At 38.8% G+C, this 23,048-nt stretch carries 16 protein-coding genes, 1 tRNA gene and 1 other RNA gene; 7 read left to right on the forward strand and 11 right to left on the reverse strand.

What is annotated here, in order from left to right; genetic code table 11:
- Positions 1-2 precede the first annotated feature (2 nt).
- Positions 3-75: transfer RNA gene (locus K7X70_RS07810), tRNA-Lys, on the reverse strand.
- A gap of 264 nt (positions 76-339) precedes the next feature.
- Positions 340-1,173, reverse strand: coding sequence for an alpha/beta fold hydrolase (locus tag K7X70_RS07815; protein ID WP_222536533.1), 834 nt, complete (start codon positions 1,171-1,173; stop codon positions 340-342).
- 123 nt (positions 1,174-1,296) lie between these two features.
- Here K7X70_RS07815 and K7X70_RS07820 point away from each other — a divergent pair, with 123 nt between their 5' ends.
- Positions 1,297-1,791, forward strand: a complete 495-nt coding sequence (locus K7X70_RS07820; protein WP_222536534.1) for a D-glycero-alpha-D-manno-heptose-1,7-bisphosphate 7-phosphatase — start codon at positions 1,297-1,299, stop codon at positions 1,789-1,791.
- A gap of 35 nt (positions 1,792-1,826) precedes the next feature.
- Here the strand turns inward: K7X70_RS07820 and fsa are convergent, their stop codons facing one another.
- On the reverse strand, positions 1,827-2,495 hold the full coding sequence (gene fsa, locus K7X70_RS07825; protein WP_222536535.1) for a fructose-6-phosphate aldolase: 669 nt from the start codon (positions 2,493-2,495) through the stop codon (positions 1,827-1,829).
- Between the two features lie 100 nt (positions 2,496-2,595).
- Positions 2,596-2,695, reverse strand: an RNA gene (ffs, locus tag K7X70_RS07830) — signal recognition particle sRNA small type.
- Positions 2,696-3,070: 375 nt separating this feature from the next.
- Here ffs and gltB point away from each other — a divergent pair.
- The 4 genes from gltB (at position 3,071) to K7X70_RS07850 (ending at position 14,007) form a co-directional block, all read left to right on the forward strand.
- Positions 3,071-7,576, forward strand: a complete 4,506-nt coding sequence (gene gltB, locus K7X70_RS07835; RefSeq protein ID WP_222536536.1) for a glutamate synthase large subunit — start codon at positions 3,071-3,073, stop codon at positions 7,574-7,576.
- Between the two features lie 87 nt (positions 7,577-7,663).
- The gene (locus K7X70_RS07840; protein ID WP_222536537.1) at positions 7,664-9,130 is read left to right on the forward strand and encodes a glutamate synthase subunit beta; all 1,467 of its coding nucleotides are present in this window, start codon (positions 7,664-7,666) and stop codon (positions 9,128-9,130) included.
- Positions 9,131-9,529: 399 nt separating this feature from the next.
- Positions 9,530-12,574 (forward strand): SusC/RagA family TonB-linked outer membrane protein, encoded by a 3,045-nt coding sequence (locus K7X70_RS07845; protein ID WP_222536538.1) that lies wholly within the window; start codon positions 9,530-9,532, stop codon positions 12,572-12,574.
- An 11-nt stretch (positions 12,575-12,585) separates the two neighbouring features.
- The gene (locus K7X70_RS07850; protein WP_222536539.1) at positions 12,586-14,007 is read left to right on the forward strand and encodes a SusD/RagB family nutrient-binding outer membrane lipoprotein; all 1,422 of its coding nucleotides are present in this window, start codon (positions 12,586-12,588) and stop codon (positions 14,005-14,007) included.
- 62 nt (positions 14,008-14,069) lie between these two features.
- On the opposite strand, the gene K7X70_RS07855 is transcribed toward K7X70_RS07850, so the two are convergent.
- The 3 genes from K7X70_RS07855 to K7X70_RS07865 are packed head-to-tail and all read right to left on the reverse strand — an operon-like array spanning position 14,070 to position 16,468.
- Positions 14,070-14,729 (reverse strand): YdeI/OmpD-associated family protein, encoded by a 660-nt coding sequence (locus K7X70_RS07855; protein WP_222536540.1) that lies wholly within the window; start codon positions 14,727-14,729, stop codon positions 14,070-14,072.
- Positions 14,730-14,746: 17 nt separating this feature from the next.
- Positions 14,747-15,277, reverse strand: coding sequence for an RNA methyltransferase (locus K7X70_RS07860; protein WP_222536541.1), 531 nt, complete (start codon positions 15,275-15,277; stop codon positions 14,747-14,749).
- A gap of 39 nt (positions 15,278-15,316) precedes the next feature.
- Positions 15,317-16,468, reverse strand: coding sequence for a galactokinase (locus K7X70_RS07865; protein WP_222536542.1), 1,152 nt, complete (start codon positions 16,466-16,468; stop codon positions 15,317-15,319).
- A gap of 84 nt (positions 16,469-16,552) precedes the next feature.
- Between K7X70_RS07865 and K7X70_RS07870 the strand changes: the two genes are divergently transcribed.
- Both K7X70_RS07870 and K7X70_RS07875 read left to right on the forward strand, forming a co-directional pair.
- Complete coding sequence (locus K7X70_RS07870) at positions 16,553-17,590, forward strand: aldose epimerase family protein (RefSeq protein WP_222536543.1); 1,038 nt, start codon at positions 16,553-16,555, stop codon at positions 17,588-17,590.
- A gap of 1 nt (position 17,591) precedes the next feature.
- Positions 17,592-18,227: a DsbA family oxidoreductase gene (locus tag K7X70_RS07875; RefSeq protein WP_222536544.1), complete on the forward strand. Its 636-nt coding sequence runs from the start codon at positions 17,592-17,594 to the stop codon at positions 18,225-18,227.
- A gap of 92 nt (positions 18,228-18,319) precedes the next feature.
- On the opposite strand, the gene K7X70_RS07880 is transcribed toward K7X70_RS07875, so the two are convergent.
- The 4 genes from K7X70_RS07880 to K7X70_RS07895 form a co-directional block, all read right to left on the reverse strand.
- On the reverse strand, positions 18,320-19,408 hold the full coding sequence (locus K7X70_RS07880; protein WP_222536545.1) for a histidine kinase: 1,089 nt from the start codon (positions 19,406-19,408) through the stop codon (positions 18,320-18,322).
- 2 nt (positions 19,409-19,410) lie between these two features.
- Positions 19,411-20,103 (reverse strand): sensor histidine kinase, encoded by a 693-nt coding sequence (locus tag K7X70_RS07885; protein ID WP_222536546.1) that lies wholly within the window; start codon positions 20,101-20,103, stop codon positions 19,411-19,413.
- 407 nt (positions 20,104-20,510) lie between these two features.
- Entirely contained in the window at positions 20,511-21,842 is a 1,332-nt protein-coding gene (locus tag K7X70_RS07890; RefSeq protein ID WP_222536547.1) for a sensor histidine kinase, read from the reverse strand.
- 234 nt (positions 21,843-22,076) lie between these two features.
- Positions 22,077-23,018 (reverse strand): sulfite exporter TauE/SafE family protein, encoded by a 942-nt coding sequence (locus K7X70_RS07895; protein ID WP_222536548.1) that lies wholly within the window; start codon positions 23,016-23,018, stop codon positions 22,077-22,079.
- Between the last annotated feature and the right edge of the window lie 30 nt (positions 23,019-23,048).

Raw genomic sequence — 23,048 nt, forward strand, 5'->3', positions numbered from 1 at the left:
TGTGATCCCGCTGGGATTCGAACCCAGGACCACTACATTAAAAGTGTAATGCTCTACCAGCTGAGCTACGGAATCAAAGCTTTTTTAGCTTTACTCTAAGCGTTTCCGTTTAAAGTGATGCAAATATAGGATTAGCTTATATTAAGTGCAAATTAAAAAAACATAAAATCTATACTGTACTGATTTTAAGCTAGATTATTTATTTTACTTCTTAATTAGCGCCTTTTTTTGGTACTAAAATCAACTATTAGGAGTATAAAACCCCTAAAAAAAGAGGAATTTGATCATGAATTACAGGGCTCATCCCTATATTTCTTCTCAAATTCCTCTCGTTTTGCATTATCTTTTTAGAAAATTAACCAGTAACTGGTTTAATTCGTCTTTATGAGTGATAAATAATCCATGTGATGCACCTTCCATTACGTAATAATCAGCATTAGGAAGTAGCATTGCAGTAATCGCACTGGTGGCTTTAATAGGTACGACTTGATCATCATCACCATGTACGATCATTACAGGGATGGTAATGGTGCTTAGATCTGTTCTAAAATCCGTTTCAGAGAAGGATCTTACACAATCTACAGTTGCTTTTGGGCTAGCTACAATGGCTAGCTGATGCATCCAGTTTTGTATATCCTGGCTTACTGGTTTATTTAAAATCCCTTCACCAAAGAATTGTTTACCAAAACCTGTTAAGAATGCTGGACGATCCTGATGGATATTTGCAATAATTTCATCAAAAACCTCTTTTGGTACACCTTCCTCATGATCGTCTGTTTTCAGCATCAAAGGAACTACGGTGCTGATCAATACTGCCTTTTCAATTTTAGAACTGCCGTATTTACCTAAATAACGGACCACTTCTCCGCCACCCATAGAGAATCCAACGAGGGTAACTTCAGATAAATCTAGGGCAAGGATCAATTCATTCAGATCGGAAGCAAGGGTATCGTAGTCGTAACCGGTCCAGGGTTTATCAGACTGACCAAAGCCACGTCTGTCGTACGCGATACAGCGATATCCACTATATACAATTGAGGAGACCTGGTATTCCCACATTTCGTGTGATACTGGCCAGCCATGAATTAAAATGACTGGTTTTCCTGAACCAAGATCTTCGTAAAATATATTGACAGATTTACTGTTTTCGGGGTTTCTTTTGATATATGGCATATTATAATTTTAAAGGTTCAACGGTTAATAACACCATATATCGTGATTATGTTTAATAAAACCATTATTTGAAGGGAATAAACAATTATAATATTGCCATATTTGGCAAAAAAGAATAATTAAATGAATAAAGCAATATTTCTAGATCGTGATGGAGTTTTAAATCACGAAATCTATGATTACATCTGTAAAGTAGAAGATTTTGAAGTCTTAGAATACCAGATTCCACCATTAAAGAAGCTATATGACGAGGGTTATATGCTGATTATCATTACCAATCAAGGAGGAATTGCCTTAAAACGTTATACAGAAGAAACACTGGCAGAGATGCATCGTATTTTAGGCGAAAAGTTTGAGGCACAGGGCGCGAAAATTACACATGCGTATTATTGTCCACATCACCCCACAGTTTCTGAGCCTTGCAACTGTAGAAAACCTTTGTCGGGAATGGTATTAGAAGCGATTGCAACTTATGCTATTGATCCAGCTTTATCTGTAATGATTGGAGATAAACCAAGAGACGTAGAAGCGGCAAATGGAGCAGGAGTGAAGGGTATCCTGATCGAGCCTGACGAACAAATCAGTTATGAAGCCATAAAAAAAGTCCTGTCGAATTAATTCAACAGGACTTTTTTATGAGATGTTATTTAAACCTATTTAGCTGCTGATGCTGCTGCTTTCGCATGATCAGCTAAGAATTGAGCAAGACCGCTATCGGTTAATGGGTGTTTCATTAATGCAAGGATGGCAGAAAGTGGGCCAGTCATTACGTCAGCACCTAATTTAGCGCAGTTAACGATGTGCATTGGTCCTCTTACTGAAGCTGCAAGAATTTCAGTTTCGTATTGGTAGTTATCAAAAATCAATCTGATGTCTTCGATCAATTGAAAACCATCTGTAGAAATGTCGTCTAAACGACCTAAGAATGGAGATACATAAGATGCACCTGCTTTTGCAGCGATTAAAGCTTGTCCGGCAGAGAAGATCAATGTACAGTTTGTTCTGATCCCTTTAGAGGAAAGGTATTTAATGGCTTTAACACCATCTTTAATCATAGGAACTTTAACAACGATTTTTGGATCTAATTTAGCTAATGCTTCACCTTCTTTGATCATGCTCTCATAATCAGTCGAGATCACTTCTGCACTTACATTCGCATCAACGATGTCACAGATTGCTTTGTAGTGGTTAATTACATTTTGTTCGCCAGTGATACCTTCTTTAGCCATTAAGCTAGGGTTGGTAGTTACGCCGTCTAGAACGCCAAGGTCTTGAGCTGCTCTGATTTCATCAAGATTAGCTGTGTCTATGAAAAATTTCATAAGATATATAGTTTAAGAAAATATATGGTTTTATTTAACTCGAGTTGGTTGTTAGAAAGAAGAGGATGCAGTTGAAGCATATCAATCTAAAAAAAATAAAAATGGGCAAGCACTTTACATCGCATCGCTACAACTTTCTACCCTTGCTTCGTTCCCGCCCTGGGGGAGTTCAAAAGGAGCTGATCGTGTAATACTTGCCCGTCACAAAAGTAGGAAAAGATCTGAATCTACCAAAGTAAAAAATGCTTTTATTTCAATTTTAAGGGGGTTTTTTAGTTAATTGATTGAAATTAAAGGATTTGAAGCTGAAAATAATTTTAATTTTTTTTTTGGGTCGAGAGGGCCTTGCAGCTGATAAGCGCTTGTTTTGATGATAACTCACTTATATATGGGAATCTTCATTGCCAATATTGCATTTTACATCGATTGCAGGTATCAATATTATAATATAAAGACTTTATATTTTAAATGTTCTGCATTTTTCCTAAAAAAGATGCCGATATTATAATTACTTGATTTTTTTTCGTAACTTAGTGTTCGAATCACACTATACCAACCAACAATAAATTAAACTTATGGAACAAACACAAGATCAGCAAGGGTTATACGACCAGCGTTTTGAACATGACGCATGTGGCATTGGTTTCGTTGCTCATATCAAGGGGAGAAAATCGCAACAAATCATTTCCGACGCAATAACCATTCTTGAAAATCTTGATCACCGCGGAGCTTGCGGCGCTGAAATTAACACCGGAGATGGTGCAGGTATCATGATACAGATACCGCATGAATTTCTTTATGACGAATGTCTTAAAATAGGATTCAGTCTGAATGAATCCGGAGACTATGGGGTAGGGATGTTGTTTTTGCCGAAAGATGTTAAGGCGAGAGAAGAGTGCAGAGAAATCATTTATCGTGCAGGAGAGAAGTTGGGACTGGAAGTTCTGGGCTTTAGAAAAGTACAAACCAATACAGAAGGCATTGGAGACATGGCCCTATCTGTAGAACCAGAAATGGAGCAGGTATTTATAGCCCGCCCGTACGCAATCGCTGCTGGTGCAGACTTTGAACGTAAGCTTTACGTTTTCAAGAACTACCTGTCAAAGACGATTAACAATACGGTAAAGGGGATTAATGGCGATTTTTACATCGCTTCCTTTTCTTCAAGAACTATAGTATATAAAGGACAGCTGACCTCATTGCAGGTAAGATCCTATTTTACTGAGCTCAGCGATAAGCGCGTTGTTTCCGCTTTTGGCCTAATTCATAGTCGCTTTGCAACGAATACTTTCCCTTCCTGGAAATTGGCGCAGCCTTTTAGGTACATCGCCCATAATGGAGAGATAAATACCCTTCAGGGTAACCTGAACTGGTTTAGAGCAAGCGTGAAGTCATTGGCTTCTTCGCACTTTACACCTGAAGAATTGAATATTTTACTTCCTGTAATTGATGAATCCAATTCCGATTCAGGTTGTTTAGATAATATAGTAGAGCTTTTAGTGCATGCAGGTCGTTCTCTGCCACATGTTTTGATGATGTTAATTCCTGAAGCATGGGATGGTAATGAGGATATGGACGAGCTTAAACAAGCATTCTATAAGTTCCATGCGACTTTAATGGAGCCTTGGGATGGACCAGCAGCGGTTTCCTTTACAGATGGTAACCTGATTGGAGCAACATTAGATAGAAACGGATTGCGTCCGCAAAGATATGCCATTACGGAAGATGACCATGTGATTATGGCATCCGAAGCTGGTGCATTGGCTTTAGATCAAAGCAAAATTATTGAAAAGGGTAGGTTGACCCCTGGAAAGATGTTTGTTGTAGATATGGAGCAGGGAAGAATCATTTCCGATACAGAAATTAAACAACAAGTATGCAGCCGCAGGCCGTATGCAGATTGGTTAAATCAATACCAGATCAGATTAGAAGAGCTTTCTGACCCAAGAGTAGTCTTTAGCGGTCTTTCTCAAGAGTCTATTTTTAAATATCAGCAGGTATTCGGATATAGCCGTGAAGACATCGATTTAATCCTGAAGCCAATGGCTAAGGACGGGAAAGAGCCAATCGGATCTATGGGTACAGATATTCCTTTGGCGATTTTATCTCAAAAACCACAGCACCTTTCTTCTTATTTCAAACAATTATTCGCTCAGGTAACCAATCCACCAATCGACCCAATCAGGGAAAAAGTGGTCATGAGTCTTGCGGGATTCATGGGGAATAATGGAAATATTCTGGAAGAAAATGCTTTGCAATGTCATTGTGTCGGCATCAAACATCCGATATTAACGAATTTAGAGTTAGAAAAACTTAGAAGTATAGATACCGGAGTTTTCCAATCTAAAACTTTACAAACTTATTTCAGAGCTACAGGAAAACCTGGCGCTATGGCAAAAGCACTGGACAGGTTATGTCGTTATGCAGTAGATGCTGTAGAAGACGGATTCCAGGTGATTATTTTATCAGATCGTGCTTTAGACTCTGAACATGCTGCCATTCCTTCTTTATTGGCTGTTTCTACAGTTCACCACCATTTGATCCGCAAAGGTTATAGAGGTGATGTGGGATTAGTAGTAGAAGCTGGTGATGTTTGGGAAGTTCACCATTTTGCTTGTTTAATCGGCTTCGGTGCAACTGCAGTAAACCCTTACTTAGCAGAAGAAACGATTACTGGTTTTGAAACAGAACTGGAAGTTAAACCAGCGAAACTGATACAGAACTATATATATGCTGTAAATAATGGATTGCTGAAGATCTTCTCTAAAATGGGGATTTCTACACTACAATCTTATCATGGTGCGCAGATCTTTGAAATTCTTGGTTTGAATAAACAGGTGGTCGACAATTACTTTACCGGTGCGGTTTCCAGAATCGGCGGTTTAGGATTGGATGAGATTGCCAGAGAAACTTTGATCAAACACAACAGGATTTTTGGTTCGGCTACACGTCCGGATATGATCTTGCCAACAGGTGGTAATTACAAATGGAAACGTAAAGGTGAGCAGCATTTGTTCAATCCTCAAACGATTCACTTGTTACAAAATGCGACCAGAAAGAATGATTATAACGTATACAAACAATATTCTAAGCTTGTAAATGAGCAAATGCATCAAGCATTTACCATTCGCGGATTATTTGAATTTAACTATAAACGCCCTGCAGTATCTTTATCAGAAGTAGAACCAGTTGAACAGATCCTGAAGCGTTTTGCAACGGGGGCAATGTCTTTCGGTTCGATCTCTCATGAAGCACACTCTACTTTGGCGATTGCCATGAACCGCATTGGCGGAAAGAGTAATACCGGAGAAGGTGGTGAAGATGAATTGCGCTATGAGACTTTACCTAACGGTGATTCTATGCGTTCTGCGATCAAGCAAATTGCTTCTGCACGTTTTGGTGTGACTAGTTATTACCTGAGCAATGCAGATGAGTTACAAATTAAAATGGCACAAGGTGCAAAACCTGGTGAAGGTGGACAATTACCTGGTGATAAAGTAGATGAGTGGATTGCAAAAGTTCGTCATGCTACGCCTGGTGTAGGTTTAATTTCGCCGCCGCCACACCATGATATTTATTCTATTGAAGATTTAGCACAGCTGATTTTTGACTTGAAAAATGCCAACCGTGAAGCAAGAATCAATGTGAAATTAGTTTCTAAAGCTGGTGTAGGTACAATTGCTGCCGGTGTAGCGAAAGCTCATGCTGATGTGATCCTGGTTTCTGGATTTGACGGTGGTACAGGTGCATCTCCTTTAACATCTATCCAGCACGCTGGTTTACCATGGGAACTTGGTTTAGCAGAAGCGCACCAGACTTTGGTTAAAAACCGCCTGCGCAGCAGAGTAGTATTACAAACAGATGGTCAATTGAAAACAGGTAAAGACATCGCCATCGCGGCCCTTTTAGGTGCTGAAGAATGGGGTGTGGCTACCGCAGCTTTAGTGACTTCTGGCTGTATCATGATGAGAAAATGTCATCTGAATACTTGTCCGGTAGGTGTGGCAACACAGGATCCTAACTTGAGAAAGTTGTTTACCGGTGAAGCAGACCACGTCGTGAACCTGTTCCATTTCTTAGCGGAAGAGTTGAGAGAAACAATGGCTGAACTTGGTTTCAGAACTGTTGAAGAAATGGTAGGTCAGGCAGATGCCTTAAGCTTACGTGCAATTGATCCTAGCGACTGGAAATTAAAAGACCTGGACCTTTCTGCAATCTTATATAAAGCACCAGATAATGGCTTGAGCTTGTATCAGACAGAAACTCAGGACCATGGATTGGCAGATATTTTAGACCACCAATTGATCAAGGCTGCAGCCCCAGCACTATTGAATAAAGAGCCGATTTACAGAGAGTTTGAAGTGAAGAACACCAACCGTGCTTTAGGTACGATGCTTTCAAATGAGGTTTCTAAAATCTATAAATCGCAAGGATTGCCAGCAGATACGATCAACTTCAAATTCAAAGGTTCTGCCGGACAAAGTTTTGGTGCTTTCGCAGCCAAAGGGATCTCCCTGCAACTGGAAGGTGAAGCCAATGATTACGTAGGTAAAGGCCTTTCTGGAGCTAGATTATCCATCTATCCTTTCAGTACCATCAGCTATGTGCCGGAACAAAATATCATCATTGGTAACGTTGCCTTATATGGTGCAACTTCTGGTGAGCTATATGTAAGAGGTCAGGCTGGTGAAAGATTTGCCGTAAGAAACTCTGGTGCTACAGCTGTAGTAGAAGGTTTAGGTGATCATGGTTGTGAATACATGACTGGTGGTGAAGTGTTAGTGATCGGTGATACTGGCAGTAACTTCGCTGCAGGTATGAGCGGTGGTGTAGCCTGGATCTACGATGTGAAGCAAGAATTTACCAATAAATGTAATAAGGAAATGGTAGACCTTGATCCACTGGACGAACAGGATGAGTTACGCATCAATGTGTTGTTAAAGAAACACATTCAGCTTACAGATAGTAGCTTAGCTAAGTTTATCTTAAGTGATTGGGCTACTCAATCTGCACACTTTATCAAGGTATTCCCTAAAGAATACAAAGCAGTAATGATGAAAAGAGCGGCTGTAAGTGTTTAATTATTTTCAGCACCGCACAAGCAAGATCCACCAGAGTAAATTGAAACACAAAATGACGAGAACCACTAAACTAAATATAGCTTAACTATGGGAAAAGTAACCGGATTTTTAGAGTATGAGAGAACTGCTCCTATAAAAGAAGATGCTAAAGAACGTTTAAAGCATTATAATGAATTTGTAGAGAATTTTGAACTAGAGCAGGTAAACCGTGAAGCCGCAAGGTGTATGGATTGCGGCGTTCCATTTTGCCAGTCGGGCTGCCCGCTTGGAAATGTAATTCCGGAATTTAACGACGCGGTATATAAAGGAGATTGGCAGTTGGCTTCAACTATATTGTTGAGCACCAATAACTTTCCTGAATTCACCGGAAGAATTTGTCCGGCGCCATGCGAATCTGCATGCGTATTAGGAATCAACAAATCTCCTGTATCTATTGAAGAAATCGAGAAACATATTATTGAAATAGCCTTCAATAAAGGGTATATCAAAGCAGAAGAGCCATTGATCCGTACCGGTAAAAAGGTTGCAGTGATTGGATCAGGTCCTGCAGGACTTGCAGCAGCAGCACAGCTGAACAGAGCCGGCCATGAGGTAGTGGTTTACGAACGCGATGATGCGCCAGGAGGTTTGTTAAGTTATGGTATTCCTGATTTTAAACTTCAGAAAGATGTAGTTACAAGACGCATCAACCTGATGGAAAAAGAAGGTATTGTTTTCAAATGTAACTCCAATGTTGGAGTTAATGTAGAACTGAATACGCTGTTAAGAGAGTTCCAAAGTATCGTCCTGGCAGGTGGTTCTACCATCCCAAGAGATTTGAATATCACCGGCCGTGAGGCGAAAGGTGTTCATTATGCGATGGATTTCCTGAAACAGCAGAATAAACGTGTGAAGCACATTAGCTTCGAAGAAGAGGCGATCCTGGCAACTGGTAAAGATGTGATTGTGATTGGTGGTGGTGATACAGGTTCTGATTGTATCGGTACTTCAAACCGTCAAGGTGCGAAATCTGTCATGCAGTTTGAAATCATGCCAATGCCTGCTTCACAGCGTACTTCAAATATGCCTTGGCCAACCTTTCCAATGCTGTTAAAAGTGACTTCTTCGCATGAAGAAGGCTGCGAAAGAGCATGGGGTGTAAATACTAAGGAATTTATCAAAGATGAAAACGGAAACCTTAAAGCCTTAAAAGTAGTAGATGTAGAATGGGAAATGGATCCTACAGGCAGACCTTTGAACTTCAAAGAGAAACCAGGTACGGAAAGAGATTTGCCTTGTCAGCTGGTTTTATTAGCAATGGGTTTCTTACATCCTCAAAAAGAAGGCTTAATTGAAAAATTAGGAGTAGAACTGGACAATAGAGGTAATGTGAAAGCCGAAGAAGGTAAATATCAAACCAATATTGCAAAAATCTTTGCAGCAGGAGATATGCGTCGCGGACAATCATTAGTGGTTTGGGCGATTTCTGAAGGTAGAGAAGCTGCCCGTAAGGTAGATGAATATTTAATGGGGCACAGCAGATTGGCTTCAAAAGACGGCATTCCTTACGCGTAAGTGACATAAAATAAAGCTGGTGGAAATTATTCCACCAGATCAAAAAAAACAGCTATTATCTTTTAGATAATAGCTGTTTTTTTTTGTGCATTTTTTTACAAAGAAATCATTCGCCTTAGTTCTCTTCTGAAATTTCAAAAAAAGAACATACGCTGACTATCCTCTGTAGATGGCATAAAAACTGACTGTTTAACTTCTCTTCTAGTCTTTATATGAGAATAAAACTTAGGTTTTTAGCCTTATTTCAGACTGTGATTGTTCTCTCTTTTACGATAAAAAATGCAATATTTTACATGCTAAATCAATATTTGAACAGATTGTAATAAAAATATGACAATGTAAACAAAATAGTGTTTTTAATAGCTTAAATTTAAGTGACAAACTAAAACTAAGCAACTTATGAAAAAATCATTACCACTTTTAATGCTGCTAGTGCTATTTAGTATAGCCGCATGGGCACAAACCCGTACGATTACGGGAACTGTGACAGCTGTTAGTGACCAAAAACCTCTTCCTGGAGTATCCATAAGGGTGGTTGGACAAAAAACCGGTACCTTAACGAATGCTGCTGGTAAGTACAGTATTCAAGTAACAGGTACAAACCTGAGTCTGGAGTTTTCTTATCTCGGTTTTAAAAGCCAGACGAAAACAATAGGAAGTAACGATGAGGTAAATGTTTCTTTAGTTGACGAAGAAACAAATTTAAATGAAATTGTGGTGACCGCCTTGGGTATCAAGCGGGAAAAGCGAACGCTAACGTACTCTACGCAGGAAGTAGGAGGAAATGCCTTAGTCGCTGCAAAGGAAAACAATTTAGTGAATGCATTAGCAGGTAAGGTGGCAGGGGTTCAAATTACGAATTCCAGCGGTGCCGCAGGTAGCTCTTCGAAAATTGTGATCCGTGGTAACACTTCTTTAACTGGTGAGAATGGAGCGCTATTTGTCGTGGACGGTGTACCGATTAACAACTCAGAAGCTGGAAATCCAGATGGTGCATTAAGTGCAGGAGGAACAGCCAATAGGGCCATTGACATCGATCCCAACATTATAGAAAGTGTGACGATACTAAAAGGCGCAGCTGCCAGTGCATTATATGGTTCTGCTGCTGCAAGAGGTGTCGTTATTATTACCACCAAAACGGGCAAGGGAAAACCTTCAGTTTCTATTTCTTCAGGAGTTACGGTAGACCATCCAATATTTCCAGAATTTCAGGATAAATATGCTCAGGGTAGTAATGGCGAGTATATAGATGGAAATAATGGTGAATTGGGTTCAGGTTCCTGGGGACCACTTATTGATGGCCTGACGGTGAATGGTGTTCCTGTACAAAAACATGATCCCAGGAAAGAGTTTTTCAGGACGGGCTTCACTACAGACAATACCGTTGCTGTAAGTGGCGCTACTGATAAATCAACCTATTTGGTTTCCTATTCCTACCTAAAAACCAAAGGAACTATGCCAGGTACTGATTTTGGTCGTCATTCTTTCTTTACTAAATTCTCGAATAACATTACCGATAAAATAAACGTCATTGGACAACTAAACTATGTCAACACTTCTAATGATCGTTTGCCTGAAGGAAATAGTCTGGCAAGTCCATTTTGGACGGTTTATGCCGCACCTATATCCTGGGATCCATTCCCTACCACTTATCCGGATGGAACTCAGCGAGTATTCCGTGCTGCAAGAAATAACCCTTATTGGCTAGTAGATAATGTGAAATTCAACTCCCTGGTCAATAGATTTTTACCGGTTTTTACGGTTACGTATAATCCAACACCCTGGCTAACAATCACCGAGCGTGTGGGAGCAGACATCTTTAATGATGCTACGCATTATCATGAAGCTCCTGGAATTGTGGGTGGAGAATCTGATAATGGTAAAATGTACAATAGGGAGATAAATTTCAGACAATATAATCATGATTTGATTATAGAAGCGAAAAAGAACTTCAGCGATGATTTCTTTGGAAGTATTTTGATTGGTAATAATATTCTAGCTTCTGATCAGAAAACAGTTTTTGACAAGGGGATAGGTTTATCCGCCAAAGATTTCTATAATATTAGTAATGCATCTACGCAGATCTCCACCATTACGGAAAGTAATTACAGAAAAGTAGGTGTATATGCACAGTTGACAGGAGAATATAAGAAAATGTTATCATTGTCACTCACAGGAAGATATGACGGAACGTCTGTATTGAATAGCGATAAGCAATTTTATCCTTATGGTTCAGCATCTGGTGCTTTTATCTTTACAGAAGCATTAGGAATGAATAATAATCCGATTATGAATTTCGGTAAATTCCGTATTTCCTATTCTTATGTAGGAAATGATAATGTTGCACCTTATAGTATCGGTACTCCTTATATAAAACCAATTATTGGAAATATAGAATTCCCTTACGACAATCTGAATGGATTTTTGTTGACCAATACTTACGGTGATAAAAATCTGAAGAATGAAGGCTTGAAGGAATTCGAGACTGGTTTTGAATTCAAATTCCTTAAAAGCAGGCTGAATTTTGAAGCTACCTATTTTAATAAAGTAAGTCAGGATTTGATTAGTACCACACCTATAACCCCTTCAAGTGGATTTAATGCGGCCGTTATCAATGCCGCAAGTATGTACAATAGAGGTGTTGAATTTGTATTAGGTGGTACGCCTATTAAAACAAAAGATCTTACCTGGGATATTGCCCTGAATTTCACAAAAATCAATAATAAAGTGACTGAGATTGGACAAGGTCTTGACAATATTCAGTTTGCAGGTTTTGTGAGCCCTGGTGTATTTGCTTATAAAGATCAGCCTTATGCCGTTATATTTGGTTCTCGGTACCTTCGAAATGATGCAGGAAGGTTAGTCATTGATGATGAAGGTTACCCTATTATTGATGAGCAGCTTGGTCCAATTGGTAATACTGTCCCAAAATGGAATGCAGGACTAACCACAACGCTGAACTATAAAGGCATTAGCCTATCTGCGGTACTTGACATGAAAAAAGGTGGTGATGTATACAATCTTGATAATTTTTACCTTAATTTTTATGGGGTTACTAAAGTTACCGAAGACAGGACTGCGACTAAAGTCTTTGATGGGGTAACTGAAGATGGATCAGAGAATACAAAGCAAGTTACACTGGATCAAAGATACTATCAGGAAAATTTTTCAGCAGTGGATGAAAATGGGGTAGAAGATGGGACCTACATCAAGCTAAGACAAGTCACTCTGGCTTATACTTTCCCTGCAGAGCTATTAAGGAAAACTCCATTTAAAGGGTTAAGTCTATCTGCTACAGGTAGAAACCTATGGTTTTATACCCCACACTACACAGGCTCAGATCCTGAAGTAAGTTTGTATGGTACAGGAAACGGTGGTGGCTTTACCAACTTTGTAACGCCATCTAACAAAAGCTTCAATTTTGCTGTAAAAGTTACCTTTTAAATCGACCAATCATGAAAAAGACATATTATTTATTCGTAGCATTTTTAATGCTGATTTCTGCAACTGGATGTAAGAAATTTTTGGATATCAATAAAGATCCGAATAATCCATTAGACGTTCAAGAGGCGCTGATCTTAACACCTGTTCAGCTCTATACCACCACAAATATCCTCGGAGGATATCCCGGCTCTGTTGCTGCTTATTGGACACAACAGCTGGCTATAAATCAATCGCCACCGGAAATTGATAGTTATAGAATTACCCCAAGTGATGTTAACAATACCTGGAGTTTTGACCTTTATCCTGCAATTTTCAACAACCTGAGGATCATGATAGGTAAAGCAGAAACAGGAGGAAACAATGGCTATGCAGCTATTGGAAAAGTAATGTTAGCTTATAATCTGGCCATTTGTACCGATCTGTTTGGAGATATTCCGTACTCTGAAGCATTTGGAGCACTTGATGGATTAAAGCCAAAATATGATAGCCAGGAAGATATTTACAAGGTAATTCAACAAAATCTAGATCAAGCCATTGCCATCTTGAATACCCAGCCTACAGGCATCACTGTAAAAGCAGATGACTTGATTTATGGTGGTGATTTTCCTTCCTGGAAGAAGTTTGCCTATACGCTTAAAGCCAGATATTACCTGCGTTTAAGTAAGGCAGCAGGGTATACTGCTTCAACACAAGCTGACCTCGCCCTCGCTGCTTTGCAAAACGGATTTTCTGAAAATAATGATAATGCTAAAGTAGCCTATAAAGGTGGTGATAAATCACAAAATCCTTGGTATAGAGGAACCTTACCTGGAGCAGGTGGTGTAGTGTTAAACAAAACTTTCGTCAATTTATTACTTGCAAATAACGACCCGAGATTACCTATTCTGGGACTTGCGGGTTCAGGTGGAGGTTTTTTAGGGAGAGAAAGCGGTACAGATCCAAATCCAAATCCAAAAATATATGCAACTGTAGGACCTAAAGTGGGTGGGTATTTACTCTTAGATCAGGTGGGCCCCTCAGCACCAGTTTTTTTGGCGACCTATGCTGAAGCCTTATTTATTAAAGCTGAAGCTACATTAATTAAGTCTGGTGCAGCTGCTGCTCAACCTATATTCGTTGAAGCCATCAGACAAAATATGCTTTCATTAGGTGTGGCTACAAATGATATCAATACGTATACCGCTGCACATGGAACACTTGATCCAACTACTCCACTAAAGAGCTTAATTGGAGAAAAGTATGTGTCGAATTTCTTATCGCTTGAAGCCTATAATGATTGGCGAAGAACAGGATTCCCAACGCTGAATGTCGTCGTTAATCCATTCCGTCCTTATATCCCACAGCGTTTTCCTTATCCTTCTCAGGAGATTACGTCAAATCCACAACCACAACAGTCAATATTGACTTCTGTACCAGTATGGTGGGCAAAATAATTTGTAGCAACAAGACTAATTTGAATAAGAGAGGAGCTTACTTTAGGTAAGCTCCTCTCTTATTATTTTTCATTTGGGTTTTTCTTGCCTGACAATAACATTTCAATGCTTTTCTCTATTCTACTCCTTCTGGTTTTATCTTGTTTCGCAGTCAATATCCACAGTACATACTCTTTTTTATGCGAGTAGGCCAGCGAAAGGAAATATTCCAATGCTTTTGGGTATTGCTCTAATGCGGATTCAAAATCTTCAGGCATTTTCACCTGTTTATTCCCCACATCAATATAATTAGAGAAATCATTCTTTTGAATGTTTTCATTTCTAACTGGAGAGGCCTTAACCAATGAAATTGGCTTCAATCGAAGTCCGGTCCAAATCTCAGAAATTGAGACAGAAGCACAGGGTGTCAGTTGATAAGCTTTCAGCTCATCCCATGGGCCCATCATGTTTAAATCAGTAGGGATCCCCGAGCTTTTTTTAGGATAAGCGACCCATAGTAAGGTATCCTGCTGTAGTTTTTTATGTAATTCATTCAACTGCTCTTCCAATTCATAGCCATTCAACACAAAGAGGAGCAGCGCGTCAAATGCGTGCTCTGGATTGAAACTGAGTTGGATGGCATCAAAATCACCAATTAATTCCACTAAATCTTCCGGAGCATTCACAATGAGCACTTTGTATCCGGATTTTACATGCAGCTTTTTAAGTAAAAGATTTTCCATACCTCAGACACTGTGGTTTACAATCTTAATTTAGCAAAGAAGTCCCATAGTACAATCCCTGCCGAGATCACGATATTGAAAGAATGCTTCGTTCCAAATTGTGGAATTTCAATACATTCGTCAATTTGTGTCATCACCTCATCACTCACACCATTCACTTCATTTCCAAAAATCAAAGCATATTTTTTATGGGCATCTGGCTGAAAGGTGTTCAGCATGGTACTCCCTGAAGCCTGTTCAATAGCGATGATCTCATATCCATCCTTGCGTAAACTGGCAACGGCATCTAAAGTGGTTTCAAAGTGCGCCCAGGCTACCGACTGCGTGGCGCCCAGTGCCGTCTTTTCTATTTCACGATGTGGAGGTTGAGCAGTAATGCCACAGAGGTATAATTTCTCTATGGCAAAACCATCAGCTGTTCTAAATACAGAGCCTATATTGTGCATACTTCGCACATTATCCAACACTACAATAACCGGTAATTTTTCCTGTTCTTTAAACTCTTCTACACCTACGCGGTTTAACTCGTCTGTTTTTAATTTCTTCATTAAGGACTATTATTCTATTCTATGCGGCAAAAATATGATTTAAATTGCAGATGCACCATTGCCGATGTCACTGATATAGATAGAAGCGGGATATCCGATGCGTTCTACATAAAAATCTGTCAGTTGTTTCGAAAAATCTTCTTCCTGACCTTTTTTCAGCAGGGCGATCGCACATCCACCAAAACCAGCTCCAGTCATCCTGGCACCTATCACATGCTCATATTCGCTGCAAAATTCAACAACCGCATCTAATTCTTTACCGCTAACCTCATAAAGGTCTTTTAAAGACTGATGAGAAGCATACATTAAACGACCAAATTCTTTCAAATCGCCTTCATTTAATGCTTTTGCAGCAAGGTGAACACGATCATTTTCTCTGATCACGTGAGTAGCTCTTTTCAATACAGTTTCATCTTTGATCAGCTGACTATGTAAAGCAAATTTCTCTGCATTCAACTCACATAGGTTATTGAGCTTAATTTCCTGGTTAAGGTCTGTTAAAGCCGTTTGACATTCAGTTACTCTTTCATTATATTTAGATTCTGCCAGCTTTCTTGGCTTATTTGTATTGATGATGGCCAACACGTAATCACCCAGGTTACAGTCTACCGATTTGTATTTTAAAGTATCACAATTCAGTACTAACGCTTTATTTTCTTCTCCAAATGCAACGGCAAATTGGTCCATAATGCCACAGTTGACCCCTATAAATTCATTTTCAACTTTCTGTGCCAATAAAGGAATCTCGATCTTTTCGTATCCTAAACCAAAGAAATCATTCAATGCATAAGCCATTGCCACTTCAATAGATGCAGAAGAGGAGAGGCCTGATCCGATCGGAATATTGCCATAAAATAGCAAATCCATTCCGGTAGGGATTTTATGTTTTTTAAGGATTTCATGGAAAACTCCCAAAGGATAGTTGTACCATTCCGGGCCAGTTTTAGTATAAGCGTCTTGTAATGGAATCTCCTGTTCTTCAGGGAAATTAAGGCTTTTAAAGCGGATCACCTGATCATTGTTAGGCGCAATGCTCAACCAGGTGCCTAAAGTAACTGCACATGGCATTACTAATCCACCGTTATAATCAATATGCTCGCCAATCAGGTTTACACGGCCAGGGGTAAAATAATTCGCCTTTGGTTCTTGTCCGTATAGCGCTGAGAATTTTTCGGTCAATTCCGCTTTCATTGTAATTTTTTAAATTAATGTTTTTGTTTTAAGTAAAGTATTGATAGTATTGTTATAAATAACAACCGCCCTAATATACAATTTATGGAAACAAAGCTAATCAAGACCGGGAAATTTATTGATGATAAAGAAGTCTTCGGAATTGAGTTAACAAATACACATGGTACTTATGTGAAAATATACAACTATGGTGCAATCATCAATAAGTTCATCGTGACGAATAAACATGGTGAAAAACAGGATATTGTATTAGGTTTTGATGATTTTGAAGGCTATATCAGTGAAGATTATCTGGCTAACTATCCGTATCTGGGCGCAGTAATCGGACGCTATGCCAACCGTATTAAAAGTGGCAGGTTCAGTATTGACGGAAAGGTGTATCAGTTGTCACAAGCAAAAGGCGGAGATTGCCTGCATGGTGGTGACATTGGCTTTGATAGAAAAGTATGGACAATTTTACCAACCATTGATCCGAGTTTGACCTTGCAATATATTTCCCCTGCCGGAGAAGAGAATTTCCCTGGAAACCTGACCGTACAGCTTACTTTTAAGCTTACAGATGATAACGAATTGAGACTGGATTATAAAGCGATTACAGATGAAGCAACTGCCATTAACTTAACTCACCACAGTTATTTCAATTTGTCTCCAGATCTAGGTGTAATAGACGAGCACTTCCATAGAATGCCTGCAAGCAACTATCTGGAACAGGATGATAATTATGTCGTAACCGGCAAGTTGATCCCTGTAGAAGGCACGAATCACGACTTCCTTGGCGGAAAAACCTTTGCCCATGACTGGAATCCGGAAGAAGGCTATGATCAGACGTATGTTTTAGATAAACCCTATGGTGAATTCACTTTAGCCTCTGAAACTTCTGAGGAGAAAAGTGGCTTGAAACTATCAGTATATACGACTGAACCAGTTGCACACCTTTATACTTCCAAATACTTGTCAGTAGTAGGTGGAAAAGGAGGGGCGACTTATCATGCTTCTGAAGCCTTTTGTGTAGAAACACAGCACCATCCAAACGCGATTAATATCCCTTCTTTCCCAAGTACAGTTTTGAGACCTGGAGAGACTTACACACAAACTACAGTTTATAAAATAGAACATAATTAATATGAAAGTCGATATCTGGTCGGACGTTAGATGTCCGTTTTGCTACATAGGAAAGAGAAAGTTTGAGGCTGCCCTGGCAGACTTCGATCATAAAGGAGAAATAGAAGTGGAATGGCATAGTTTCGAGCTGGATCCAAATGCAGTGACTTTACTTGACAAAACTTCTGAAGAATATTTAGCTGAACGTTATGGAAAATCAAAAGAATGGGCAGCGGAAACTCATAAAAATGTAGCCAACGCAGCTGCTGAAGTTGGGCTGACTTTCAATTTCGATCAGGCAGTAGTTGCTAATTCTTTTGATGCCCACCGGTTAATTCAACTTGCAAAAACCAAAGGACTTGGGGATGCAATAGAAGAAGCAATGTTTAAGGCTCATTTTACTGACGGAAAAAATATCGATAATCATGAAGCATTGCAAGAAATCGGTGTTTCAGTTGGTTTAGACGCATTAGAAATCAAAGAAATGTTAAATAGTGATCGTTTTACCGCTGAGGTAAGATACGATGAGAAAACGGCGGAAACAATTGGTGTTCGTGGTGTGCCATTCTTTGTATTCAACGAAAAACTAGCAGTTTCTGGTGCGCAACCTCCGGAAACGTTTCTAGGCGCCCTAAATCAAGCCTGGGAATCCCGTTGATCAAGCTAAATATTCTTGCCAAAGATTTCATAAAAAAGCTCAAACATGATTTATAATGTTTGAGCTTTTTTATGAAAATTTATCAGCAGCGATCAGGCTTCCATCATAACCGGTTGATCTACTATGGGCAGGCTCAGCCGCACAAAAAATGACTGTTCCTTTTCGTCTTCCTGGTAATGAATTTTGATCACATTTCCATAAAGCTGACTATAATTATCACGGTATACTTCAAGATCTGCTAAAAGCTGTGGGGTGGAAGTTGATCCATATTCCATTTCCAAGTGTAATTCATTAGCTTCAATCAATATTATAATGCTAAGCGCAACAGCTTGGTGGTGCATTATTTTACAAAAAGGCTCCAAAAGATTAACTATGGCTAGCGGCGTAATGTATTTATTATTTTCATCTCCCTGAATTGCTAATTTGATATGAAGCTGGTGATGCAAATGGTCCAGGCCAATAAAATGTAAAAAGGATTGAAAGGCAGAAAGTTCTTCTTTTAACGGACTATATAGCTGTCTGCCTCTGTATAATCTATACCTCAGTAAATCCGAAAAGGTCAGGATCGCTTCAGGTGTAGTTTCTTCAGGTATTTTAGCAGATTCTTTTAATTGATGTAATGACCTCATTAAGAATTCTGGATTGATATTACCTTTTAACAGATCCAGTTTAACCTGCTCAATTTCCCTTTTTTCTTTTTCTAACTCCAGAAGCGTACTGTTTTCTTCATTCTTTTCCATAAAAAATAGCATAATGGAGAAGAATAGAAAATTTAATAGATAACTGGCCAGGTTGCCTATATAAACTTTTGAAAAGCTTTTGTCAGTGTCCATTGGAACAGGGTCTGTCAAATGAACAAAGGCCCTTCCAAAGAAAACATCCAGCGCAGAAATCCCCAGTAAAGAAACCAACATCAATAACCAGAACTGCAGATTTTTATTCCTTTTGAAAAAATAAGGAATAAAATACAAACAGTAGAGATAAAAAAAAGTAGCAATCATTATATTCGACAGAAAGAAATGATTGAAGATCAAGGAAAATGTAATCGGTCCTTTTGCCGGCATAATGGTACTGATGATCAATACCCAAATCCAGTAGGCTGCATGTGCTACCCAGCGGTATTTATTAAAATAAACCCACCTGTTACGTTCGTTAATCTCTAGTTGTGCGAAATTACTCATGATTAAAAAATAAGGATAAGGTCAATTTCAAAATAATCAGGGGCATTATTTATCGTCAATTTATGGCGCCTCGGATAAAGAATTTCCAACCTTCGTCTCACATTCTTCAACCCAATTCCTCCCTGATATTCAGAAAAAGCTTGAAGAACAGGTGCTTCAGGCTTGCTGTTTTGAAGTTTAAAGTGCAGCTCTTTTTTTTGCACTTCAATTTCCATATTTATCCAAGACTGACCAAAACTTGTTTTAGTCCCATGTTTAAACGCGTTTTCCAAAAAATTAATCAAGAGTAAAGGCGCAATTTTATGTCCTTCAGTATTTCCTTTTATACTCGTTGTAATCGTACATTGCTCTTCCTTATGGCGTAGCTTTTCGAGCGAAATATAGCTATTGGTAAATGTAAATTCATCATTCAATTCCACAAGATCCTCTTTACATTCGTATAGCATATAATGTAATAAAGATTCTAATCTTTCAATGATGATTGGCGTCCGTTCAGATTTCTTTAAACTTAGCGCATAAATATTATTGAGTGTATTGAAAAGAAAGTGAGGATTGACCTGCGACTTCAGAAAACGGCTTTCCAGTTCAATTTTTTGGGATTTAAAACCCTCTAAGCGTTGTATTTCCTTTTGTCTGTCATAAATGTCAATAAAATAATAAAAGGCGATAAATATCGAAGAGATGAAAATATACAAGAGCAAATGAGTGTTCAATAGGTGCCATAAGCCAAATTCCGGTCTGTTGCTCATCATAGGGATCTTGCTGATAATCAAACTAATCAAAGAGGCATTGATCAGAAACCAAAGCAAAAAAGAGCTGGGCAGGCACAACCAAAATATGTATTTCTTTTGCTGTTTGTGCAGTGGGATGATCCACAGAAGAAAAGTGTAAGACTGCAAAAATATAACCAGACAAAATGTGGAAATGAAGAGCAGTGGAAACGGCTTTGGAAACTTCGGGTTATTAAATAATCCGCCTTTAATCGCTGAAAAATATACTAAGCCAATAAAAACCATCCAAAATATAAGATGTAGCAACCAACGGAAATTTGAAAAAGTCTGAGAAAAATGCTGCTTAAAAGCGGGAGTCATCAATTAGGTTTTTAGGTTCTTCCTGGTAAAGTTATAATAAATTTACTTCCTTCATTCTCCTTACTTTCAACAACTATACTTCCTTCATGTTTCTCTATAAAATCTTTACATAATACTAAGCCCAAACCAGTCCCGCTTTCATTGTTTGTTCCTCTACCAGGCATTTTCTTTTCAATACGAAATAGATTGCTCAGCGTTTTACTGTTCATCCCCACACCATAGTCAATCACAGAAATCCGCACCGCTTTATTCAATAATTCTGCTTGTATTTCGACACTGCCGAAGTTAGGGGTGAATTTAATAGCATTTGACAGCAGATTTCTAAAGACCGTATGAATCATGTCAATGTCAGCAGAAATCAACAACTGACCGGGCACCTTATTGATGATTTCGATGTTTTTTTGAGCGGCAACGATCTTTAGTACCTCTATGCTGGACTGCAATGTTTCCTTTACATCAAGGATCTGGGGTTTAAAATTCAATATTCCCGCTTGATTTGTAGACCATAAAAGTACATTTTCCAATAATTTAGCGCTATTGCTGAGACTATCCTGCAATAAGTTGTAGGTTTTATTCCGTTCATCTGTATCCTCCTCAAATACGCCTTCTTCCAAAAACGTGGTGAGGGCAAGTGCTGAATTTAGCGGACCGCGAAGGTCATGCGCCAATATGGAGAAAAACTGGTCTTTACTGGCATTTGTATCTTCAAGTTCCTGGTTGGCAACAGATAGTTTTTCGTATTGGTATTCCAATATCTGCTTTTGTGATTGTATGAGCCGATCTTGCTTAAAACGGGTCATATTATTGTTCCACAAAACCCAGGAGATGACAAAAGAAACAGCTATAACACAAAGTCCATCTATTGCATTGAACAATACTGTATTTTGGTTTGGCTGAGTTAATGTTACGCCATAGATGAAAAAACAATAAATCAATATAAAATAAATAGCCGCATATAAAGGCCTGATTAAAATTGTCGCTGCATTTAATACACATGCCAGCATGAAAGTGATGATTGCATTGTCCAAAGATTGCCCAAAAATGGAGCAGAGGGCACCGCAGGAAGCAAATACAAAGAAAACAAAATGAGGCAATAGCTTGCTGAGCAAAGAATACTCTCTTCTAGTGAATTTTAACAGGAACCCAATTAAGCTTAAGAACAAGCACACAGGCCCCATGATCATGTTTATAAAGAAAAGATCATTTAGCCAGGTAACTTCCTGAGGGCCAACTTTAAAATTTCCATACCTGAAATAAAGGTGGATGATTAAAGTAATTGGTACAAATAAACTGGTTATAGTGATACATCGACTGAGGTTAGTAGAACTAACTTCATCTTCCATGATCATTTTGTCTAGGGGCGGTCTTTTAAAGTACCTCAGAAATAGATTGAGAGCGTTTGCCATTTTGATAATAGAACAAATCTATTCTTTTATTTTACAAATAGCTAATCTTTTGAAAATGAAGTAGTCATGTGCTTTTTATTTCTGGGGCGATAGGGTATATATTTAGTATTTAAATAAAAGAAATTGCTTTTAAGCATAAATATGAAGTGAGATTTCTTTTAGCCTACTGTTCTACAGTAATTTATCAGCAGCATTCCATATAATTCTGAGACTAGAAAGTATCACAATTACAGCCACTCCAATAAACATCTTTTTAATTGGCAGTTTTCCTACCAGTTTCGCTGCAATCGGCGCTGCAATTATCCCGCCGATCAGTAGTCCTAAAATAGATTGCCAATGACTGACACCTAGTATAAAGAAAAAGGTGACTGCACTCGCCATGGTCACAAAGAATTCAGTCAAACTCACAGAACCAATCACATACTTTGGGGTACGTCCTTTTGAGATTAGGGTAGAAGTGACTAAGGGACCCCATCCACCGCCACCAAAAGAATCTAAAAATCCTCCTGCACCAGCTAACCAGCCTGCTCTTTTCACTTTCTGAAGTTTGGGTTTTTCTTTGAATGCATTGGTCAGGATCTTTATGCCCAATGCCAAGGTATAAATGGATATGACAGGTCTGATGTACTCAGAGAATTTCTCACCCGCATATCCCAATAAAAGTGCTCCAGCAATTGCTCCTAATACACCAGGGATCAGCAAGGTTTTAAAAAGCTTCTTATTGACGTTTCCAAATCTATAGTGACTGAAGCCTGAAGCCCCACTTGAAAACATTTCTGCAGTATGAATGCTACCCGAAATTATAGCCGGATTTAAGCCTCCGGATAATAATAATGTAGTAGATATCACACCATAACCCATCCCTAAGGCGCCATCTACCATTTGTGCCAAAAAACCAACCATCAGCATCCATAGAAATTTGTCGTCAATTTGAAGATAAACCTCATGTCCAAAAGCAACAACAGATTCGTAATTCAAGTAGGAAACGCTCGCATAGCCGACAAAAAGTGCGGCTAAAATCAATAAGCATAGGTAAGCTATACGTTTCCATTTCTTTTCCTGCGATGGGCTGCGCTTAAGGCTTAAAGTGATTTCTTTTTCTTCTAAACTCATTATAGTACTAGCTAACATGTTATTGGTTAA

Source organism: Pedobacter polysacchareus (assembly GCF_019802255.1).
GTDB classification, from domain to species: domain Bacteria; phylum Bacteroidota; class Bacteroidia; order Sphingobacteriales; family Sphingobacteriaceae; genus Pedobacter; species Pedobacter polysacchareus.

Coding starts and splice junctions, on each gene's coding strand:
- K7X70_RS07815 (WP_222536533.1), bottom strand. CDS start 1,173: ATGCCATATATCAAAAGAAACCCCGAAAACAGTAAATCTGTCAATATA.
- K7X70_RS07820 (WP_222536534.1), top strand. CDS start 1,297: ATGAATAAAGCAATATTTCTAGATCGTGATGGAGTTTTAAATCACGAA.
- fsa (WP_222536535.1), bottom strand. CDS start 2,495: ATGAAATTTTTCATAGACACAGCTAATCTTGATGAAATCAGAGCAGCT.
- gltB (WP_222536536.1), top strand. CDS start 3,071: ATGGAACAAACACAAGATCAGCAAGGGTTATACGACCAGCGTTTTGAA.
- K7X70_RS07840 (WP_222536537.1), top strand. CDS start 7,664: ATGGGAAAAGTAACCGGATTTTTAGAGTATGAGAGAACTGCTCCTATA.
- K7X70_RS07845 (WP_222536538.1), top strand. CDS start 9,530: ATGAAAAAATCATTACCACTTTTAATGCTGCTAGTGCTATTTAGTATA.
- K7X70_RS07850 (WP_222536539.1), top strand. CDS start 12,586: ATGAAAAAGACATATTATTTATTCGTAGCATTTTTAATGCTGATTTCT.
- K7X70_RS07855 (WP_222536540.1), bottom strand. CDS start 14,729: ATGGAAAATCTTTTACTTAAAAAGCTGCATGTAAAATCCGGATACAAA.
- K7X70_RS07860 (WP_222536541.1), bottom strand. CDS start 15,277: ATGAAGAAATTAAAAACAGACGAGTTAAACCGCGTAGGTGTAGAAGAG.
- K7X70_RS07865 (WP_222536542.1), bottom strand. CDS start 16,468: ATGAAAGCGGAATTGACCGAAAAATTCTCAGCGCTATACGGACAAGAA.
- K7X70_RS07870 (WP_222536543.1), top strand. CDS start 16,553: ATGGAAACAAAGCTAATCAAGACCGGGAAATTTATTGATGATAAAGAA.
- K7X70_RS07875 (WP_222536544.1), top strand. CDS start 17,592: ATGAAAGTCGATATCTGGTCGGACGTTAGATGTCCGTTTTGCTACATA.
- K7X70_RS07880 (WP_222536545.1), bottom strand. CDS start 19,408: ATGAGTAATTTCGCACAACTAGAGATTAACGAACGTAACAGGTGGGTT.
- K7X70_RS07890 (WP_222536547.1), bottom strand. CDS start 21,842: ATGGAAGATGAAGTTAGTTCTACTAACCTCAGTCGATGTATCACTATA.
- K7X70_RS07895 (WP_222536548.1), bottom strand. CDS start 23,018: ATGAGTTTAGAAGAAAAAGAAATCACTTTAAGCCTTAAGCGCAGCCCA.